4 protein-coding genes are annotated in these 7463 nt (G+C 54.4%); all 4 read right to left on the bottom strand.

The features are described 5' to 3' along the window. Positions 1–162 precede the first annotated feature (162 nt). On the bottom strand, positions 163–447 hold the full coding sequence (locus GHO42_RS04220) for a DUF3077 domain-containing protein (protein WP_153327315.1): 285 nt from the start codon (positions 445–447) through the stop codon (positions 163–165). A gap of 701 nt (positions 448–1148) precedes the next feature. Beyond that, positions 1149–3383 carry a restriction endonuclease subunit S gene (locus tag GHO42_RS04215; protein ID WP_153327313.1) on the bottom strand — a complete coding sequence of 745 codons (2235 nt, stop codon included), beginning with the start codon at positions 3381–3383 and terminating at the stop codon, positions 1149–1151. Then, positions 3380–4849 carry a class I SAM-dependent DNA methyltransferase gene (locus tag GHO42_RS04210; RefSeq protein WP_153327311.1) on the bottom strand — a complete coding sequence of 490 codons (1470 nt, stop codon included), beginning with the start codon at positions 4847–4849 and terminating at the stop codon, positions 3380–3382. Before GHO42_RS04210 ends, GHO42_RS04215 begins: the two co-directional genes overlap by 4 nt. 88 nt (positions 4850–4937) lie before the next feature. Continuing rightward, complete coding sequence (gene hsdR, locus GHO42_RS04205) at positions 4938–7304, bottom strand: EcoAI/FtnUII family type I restriction enzme subunit R (RefSeq protein ID WP_153327309.1); 2367 nt, start codon at positions 7302–7304, stop codon at positions 4938–4940. Positions 7305–7463 lie beyond the last annotated feature (159 nt).

The following is a 7463-nucleotide window of genomic DNA, read 5'->3' as shown; positions in this document are numbered from 1 at the left end:
CCAATAATTTCGCCTGCTCTGTGTACTTTTTCATGACACCCCCCAATGTTGATGTCCAACATTTCGGGGTCAGATCATTTTTAAGTGGACGCGATAACCCTAAACTCGGAGTTCGAAAGGTGTATTGGCCGTTTGATTACCGTGAACAGAGGCTTTTTGAGGTCATAGACCACCGTCCTGAACCTGTTGAAGCCCCAGGGTTACATCATCGACAAGTGCTTTGGCCATTTCGCTGAGATAGTGCGAAGCCCACCTCATTGCTTCGTTGCCATCATTCATGGCGCCGAGGAAGGTGAGCGTGTTGATGCAGTTCATAATGAGAGAGGCGTGCTGCAGTGCTTCTTCGCCTGAAATACCGGCATTGACGGTAAATAGACGCTGGTCGCCTGCGTTGCATTTGGCGAAGGTGGCGCCGCCGACGGTCTGGATCATGGTTGGAGAGGTCATAGGGCACCTCTTTTGGTAGCGAGGGAGTTGTGGCGGGTGACAAGGCTGGAGTTGGTATGTAATGCGGCGAGGGCCATGGCTCGATAAGCCGCGGCGCGAATTTTGGACGGATTGCGGGCGTGATTCATTTGGCGTAACTCCTATTGTTGAGGAGCTGCCACGAATCGCCGTCAAACGATTTAGGGTGGCAGCTGTGCGCAGGTTGACGGACCGGGACAATAGGAACCCGGCAGGCCCGAAGGCCTCCCACGCACAGCCGCCATAAAACGGATCTGCGGACGCAAAAAAAGCGCCTGCAATCGTTATGGGGGCGCCTGTGCGCCTATTGTTGATCGGGCCGTCAAACCCGTTCGCTGATTTTGCAGCGACAATAAAAGGGTAACGCCACCCTATGAAAAGCGCAACCGTGCGGAGTGTTTCCGGTGGTTTCGGGCCTGGTACAGGGAAGGAGAGACAGTGGCGGATAGCCAGAAACAAGAAAGCCCGCACAGGGCAGGCTTTTTGGGTGTTTCGCAGACTGTCTGGGACAGCTATTTGGTGGGCCGGGGTAATCTGAATTTTATTCTTAACTATTTGATTTTATTGACTAATGTGAGTTTATAAAATTCTTTGGAATACCAACTGGAATACCGCGAGGAGTTGGATTGAGCAATATGCTTCGTATCCGTATTTTTTTGAGGACAGCCAAAAGGATCATCTGTTTACTCAAAGCCGGGCAAGCTGAGCATGCCGCCCTTGGTCCGCTTGCCAAAGCCCGTGGGCATCAGGATTGTGTGCTTCTTCATCTCTGTGAGTATTGCCAACCATTCGGCTTTGCCAAAGCGCAGTTTGGTGTCGTTCCAGCTACGCATGACTTCGTTCACGATGGCTTCATCGGAAATCGGGCGGCCTTCGAGAATAAAGTCGTTCCAGGCGGCATAGAGCGTCACAGTCATTTCGCAACGATCCGTATCCCAGTCCCGCATTAGCTCGATGACCTGCTCAAGGGTGGCGCGCTCAGCGGCCGACCAGGCGCTGCTATACGCCTGCCTATGCTGCCCAGCTTGGGAAAGTGGGCGGTAAGCATGGCCAACAGTCTCGCGCTCGATGCGCTCATACCACTGATGGGTTTGCATCTGGCCTTCGACCTTATTCATCAACTGGCGATCGTGGGGGCCGGCGGCGTCACGCAGGTAGTTACCTTGGATTGCGGCGAGCCTGGCCGCGTGTTCGGCTAAGTAAATGACTTTCTGCAGCTTGCGTTGACCGAATGTTCGTTGGCTATGTAGCCGATGAGTAATTTCTGCAGCGAGCAAGGTACGCGGAACTTGTCGATCCGAGACGGCAGGTGTCTGCTGGCTTTTATCGGAAAGGGCACGTTCGACCAGCGTGCTGGCCAGCTGGGCGTTCAACTGGCGGGCCAAGGTTACGCGGTTTTTTAGTTGGTCGCAGAGGGCCAGCAGTTTATCTAACAGATCAACAATTTTGCTTTGCTCTTGCAGCGAGGGCAGGCGTAGTTTTATCGTCTTAAGATTTTTGGCGCTGATACCTATGTTTCCGACAGTGGTCGCGCAAAAAGATTCTATCTGTGCTCGTGCCGGAGCCGCGTTCAATATGTATTTGAGATAATGAGGCGAAGCTTTACTCCGGTTAGCTCGGAATCGGATGAGCTTATCTGGGAAAATTTGAGGTACGCCTCGAGTGCCGCAGTAAAGCGAGAAAGCCCCGACATAATGAAGATTTCCATTGAAGCGGCACGCTAAGAGGTCATCTTTAGCCAATAGAAATTTTTTTGTTTCCGCCTCTGTAACGTCCGCCCACTTGTGCTCGTTTTCGTCAGTGAGGAAGTCTGCAACTCCTGTTCCTGCGCTGATGCGAAGAATTTCTACAGCGCCTGGTGAGTCCTGCGGTTTCTTGGATGATCCGTTTAGAGAGTCACCATCGATTACATCTGAAAGGGCCAGATAATCTGCAGGCGCAGCTGAACTAACGAGACGCCCATCGGCAGCGAAGTGAAGGAGTGTTTGTCTGAGGGCGTCGATGCTGGACTCAGTGGTGAAAAGGGTGTGGAAGTGTTCGGCCAGGCGTTGCCAGTTGGTGGCGAAGTCGTTGGCGTCGTTGGTTTGGGTCAGGTCGTCGAGCAGCACTTGTACCAGTTGGGCGTGGGCGCTTTCGGAGTCGGTCTGCTGGGCTTCCATGCGATCGCATAGGGTCATCAGCTCATCGACTTTGGCGACGATGCGGTGTTGTTCCTCCATGGGAGCGAGCGGGATTAATAGCCCTTTTAGCGCGGTTCCGTTTACATTTGGTTGCCCGGTGCCCATTGAGTTGGCATAAAGCTGCTTCCAATAAAGCTGAGAACCCAAAAATACTTTAGTGAAGTCAGGGAATATAGCGTCAAGGCGGCCAATTCGGATCAGATATGAGGCAAACACAGCTGAGTGGGTAAGTCCTGAAACAAGATAAGACTTACCAATAGTCCCTCCTGTTCGAGCAATAACGATATCGCCATCTTTCAACTCATAACCGGTAATTTCTCTCGGAGAAATGTCACATCCAGGAACGCTGTTCCAGTTGACCCCATCATTTTGGATGTCAGTGATCCTGAGAAGTAAGGGCTCTCCGCTTTGGTGATTCGCGGATGCTGTAAAGCCATATTGAACATCACTAGAAATCCGCCCAAGATGAGACCACTCCCAACCTGTCGGTAGCTCAAACGGTCTTTCCTCATTAGCGATCTCATTCAGCGACTTCTGCTTCTTGAGCTTCCCCTCAGCCACCAACCGCGCCTTCTCCGCCGCGATCCGCTTTAGTAACTCACTGGCCGGCTCATCACTTGGATCTTGCGGCACCAACTTGCCGCGTACTGCCAGTTCCAGAATCAGCTCGCGCAGCTTCTTAATGCCATTCGGCGCGCCGGCCAATAGCGACAGATTGTCGGTGAGCAACGCGGTCATGGCTGACGCTCCAGCGCTTCGGCCAGTACCGCTTTGAGCTGATCACGCAGGTCGCTGATTTCGCCTTGGAGAGCAGCGTAGTTGTGCAGCAGCTTGAGTGGGTCGTGGCTGATCTGCTCGCCGATATGCGGGTTTTTGCAGTCCAGGTTCCAGTTGCGCGTCTGCAGCTCTTCGACGCTGACTTTCCAGGAAAACTCGTTCTCCACCCGTGCGGCAAAGCCATCGGTCTCTTTGCCCCACCAGGCTTCTTCCACGGCGAATTCTTCGATACGCATGGGGCGAGTCTTGGAGTAGTTCTTCACACCGGTCGGGTATTGGTGTTCGTAGAACCACACCTGCTTTGTCGGCGTGCCCTTGGTGAAAAACAGCAGGTTGGTCTTGATGCCGGTGTAGGGGCTGAACACGCCGTTGGGCAGGCGAACGATGGTGTGCAAGTTGCACTCGGTCAGCAGTTTTTCTTTAATGCGGCTTTTGATGCCTTCGCCAAACAGAAAGCCATCGGGCAGTACCACTGCGGCGCGGCCACCGTCTTTGAGTAACTGCATGATCAGCACCAAAAACAGGTCGGCGGTTTCTCGGGTGCGGAAGGCGGCGGGGAAGTTGGTTTCGATGCCGTCTTCCTCCATGCCACCAAACGGCGGGTTGGCAACGATGCAATGCACGCGCTCGCTCGGACCCCAACTGATCAACGGTTTGCTCAGGGTGTTGTCATGGCGGATCTGGCTGGGTACTTCGATGCCGTGCAGGATCATGTTGGTGGTGGCAAGCAAGTGCGGCAGCGGCTTTTTCTCCACGCCGAAAATACTGGCCTGCAGGGTGCGTTCGTCTTCGGCGGTTTTTACATAGCGGCTGCGCTTGTGTTCGATGGCACAGGTGAGGAAACCACCAGTACCGCAGGCCGGGTCCATGACCTTTTCGTCCAGCTTCGGATCGACCATGCGCACCATAAACTCGGTGACTGGCCGCGGCGTGTAGAATTCGCCGGCGTTGCCAGCATTTTGCAGGTCGCGCAGCAGTTGCTCGTAGAGATTGCCGAACTCGTGGCGTTCCTGGGCCTTGTTGAAGTCCACGCCGTCCTGAATCTTGTTGATCACCTGGCGCAGTAGCTGGCCGGATTTCATGTAGTTGTAAGCGTCTTCAAAGACACTGCGCACTACGAAGGCTGACGGCGTATTGCTGTACTCGTGCAGGTTCTGCAACTGGGGGAACAGGTTGTTGTCGATAAAGTCCTTGAGCGTATCGCCGGTCATGCCTTCAGGATCGGCGGCCCAGGTACGCCAGCGGCAACTGTCGGGAATGGGCGAGCGGTAACTGTCGTCCATCAGTTCCCATTCCAGCTCGCGATCATCGAAGATTTTCAGGAACAGCAGCCAGACCAATTGGCCGATACGCTGGGCGTCGCCGTCTACGCCAACGTCTTTGCGCATGATGTCCTGAATGGACTTGATGGTGGAGCTAATGGACATGAGTTTCTCTCGACACGTACCGCAAGGGGGGCGAAATTCTACCGGAAAGAGTGGACGGATGCTTTGGCATGTCGTCGCTGTTTAGCCTTTAGCTTGCGTAAAGCTCGTCTTCCAGTTCATGGATGGCCTTGTTGTAACCAGCCTTGCCGCCAAAGGCCTTGACCAGCTCGATGGGCGCACCGAACTGGCTGAAGGGGTCAAGCTGCAGGATTTTGATGTCCTCAATATGCTCGATGCCGGTATCGGCATATTTATCCAGCAATGCCTCCAGTACTTGGCGGGCTGCACCGGAATACTTGGCGAAATAGTTGCGCTTTTTCACCTTCTCGGCGCGCTCGTGGCGGGATAAGGCAGGCTGGTCGAATGCGACATGGCAGATCAGATCGAACGGGTCGAGGGGCTTGCCCTGTTTCTGTTCAACTTCTTCGGCCAAGGCTTCCCACATCACCCCCTGGGCAGCCATTTCCTCCATGATGGCTTTCTTTTGCTCGGCATCACTCCAGCGTCGGAGAAAGTCATCCAGCGAGGCGAATTGCTTTTGCACGCAGGTGCGGGTGTAGTCGCGTAGCGATTCAGTGATCAGTCCACCACCCGGCCCGTAATACTGCACACGCTCGGCGATGACATAAATCGGGACGTTGTCGATGACGTACTTGATGCGTTTTTTGCCGTCATCTTCGCCGGTAAAATCCAGATCATCGCCCTCATTCTCGTTGCCTGCGCTGATGCTGTCTTCGTCGGCAAGCGGGTCATCCGGCGGTACGGGAGAGTCATCACCTTCCGGGGCGTAGATCACCACCGGGTCGCCGTCGAACGCCGGGTCGGCAAACAGTTCTGTGGCCTTTTTGAAGTCCATGATGGTGAACCAGTACTTGCCGTAGTCCTCGTTGATACGAGTGCCGCGACCGATGATTTGCTTGAATTCAGTCATCGATTTGATGTGCTGGTCGAGCACGATCAGTTTGCAGGTCTGAGCATCCACCCCGGTGGTCATCAGTTTGCTGGTAGTGGCAATGACCGGGTAACGCTCTTCCGGGTTGATGAAATTATCCAGCTCGGCCTTGCCTTCCTGATCGTCGCCGGTGATACGCATGATGTATTTGCGGTTCTCGGCCACACGCTCGGGGTTGAGGTTGACCAGGGCCTGGCGCATGCGCTCGGCGTGGTTGATGTCGTCGCAGAAGATGATGGTTTTCTGAAACGGATCGGTGGCCTTCAGAAACTCAGTAACCTTGTGCGCCACCAGTTGAGTGCGCGCCTCGATCACCAGGGTGCGATCCATATCCTTGAGGTTGTAAATGCGGTCTTCGATTAGTTCACCATTCTTATCGAGCATGCCTTTGGGGGGGCGCCAGCCTTGTAGGTCTTTGTCAAAATCGATGCGCACTACTTTGTAGGGGGCGAGAAAGCCGTCTTCGATGCCTTGCTTCAAGGTGTAGCTGTAAATCGGTTCACCGAAGTAAGTGATGCTGGAAACCTCTTTGGTTTCCTTCGGTGTGGCGGTAAGGCCAACGTGGGTGGCGCTGGAGAAGTAGTCGAGGATTTCACGCCAAGCGGAATCCTCGGCGGCGCTGCCACGGTGGCATTCGTCGATCACGATCAGGTCGAAGAAGTCGCGGGAGAACTGCTTGTAGATGTTCATCTCTTCATCAGTGCCGGTGACGGCCTGATAGAGCGACAGGTAAATTTCGTAGGAAGTGTCGATCTGGCGTTTGGCGATTTTGGTCATCGCCTGGCCGAAGGGCTTGAAGTCGTTGTTCTTGGTCTGGTCGACCAGAATGTTGCGGTCGGCCAGAAACAGGATGCGTTTCTTCTGTTTCGACTTCCACAGTCGCCAAATGATTTGGAAGGCAGTGTAGGTTTTGCCGGTCCCCGTGGCCATCACCAGCAGGATACGATCCTGGCCGCGCGCTACAGCTTCGACTGTACGGTTAATGGCATTCATCTGGTAATAGCGCGGTATGCGCCCTAAGCCGTCGTCATAGTAGGGCGCTTCGATCTTGTGCTGGGCTGTGTTATCCAGCCCCTTCCATTGGCAGTAACGGTGCCAAAGTTCGGCAGGGTTGGGGAATTGATCAAGGCTGAGTTCGGTTTCTACCTGACTGCCCGTGCCACTGCGGTCGTGAAACAGGAAGCCATCGCCATTGCTGGAGAATACGAACGGTACGTCCAGAGCCTCCGCATAGCCCAAGGCTTGCTGCATGCCTGATCCAATGGAGTGCTTGTTGTCCTTTGCCTCGATCACAGCGATAGGCAGGTTGGCCTGGTGGTAAAGGATGAAGTCGGCACGGCGAGCTTCACCGCGGCTGTGCAGTTTTCCCCGGACGATGATGCGGCCTTTGGTAAAGCTGACCTCCTCGCGCACCTGCTTGTGCATGTCCCATCCAGCTTGCTGAATGGCTGGGGCGATGTACTTGCTGCAGATGTCCCGCTCGGAAAACGACTTTTTGTCCATAACCCCAATTCCCTTTCAAACCGGCCTGGTCGTCCCATTCCGGCGCTGCTGATCATCTTCGATGGGCGTAAATGTACCTTGTTTGATGATGGCACGGGGGAAGATCAGGTTTTGGAGGTTGGGCTTGTAGGCAATGTAAGTCGAGGCCTTAAAAGATCA

This window comes from Pseudomonas sp. FSL R10-0056, assembly GCF_009600105.1.
Classification (GTDB): Bacteria; Pseudomonadota; Gammaproteobacteria; order Pseudomonadales; family Pseudomonadaceae; genus Aquipseudomonas; species Aquipseudomonas bubulae.
This window is presented reverse-complemented; position numbering and strand designations above follow the sequence as displayed.

Excerpts from the sequence above, each read along its gene's own strand:
- GHO42_RS04220 (WP_153327315.1), bottom strand. The coding sequence starts at position 447 with ATGACCTCTCCAACCATGATCCAGACCGTCGGCGGCGCCACCTTCGCC.
- GHO42_RS04215 (WP_153327313.1), bottom strand. The coding sequence starts at position 3,383 with ATGACCGCGTTGCTCACCGACAATCTGTCGCTATTGGCCGGCGCGCCG.
- GHO42_RS04210 (WP_153327311.1), bottom strand. The coding sequence starts at position 4,849 with ATGTCCATTAGCTCCACCATCAAGTCCATTCAGGACATCATGCGCAAA.
- hsdR (WP_153327309.1), bottom strand. The coding sequence starts at position 7,304 with ATGGACAAAAAGTCGTTTTCCGAGCGGGACATCTGCAGCAAGTACATC.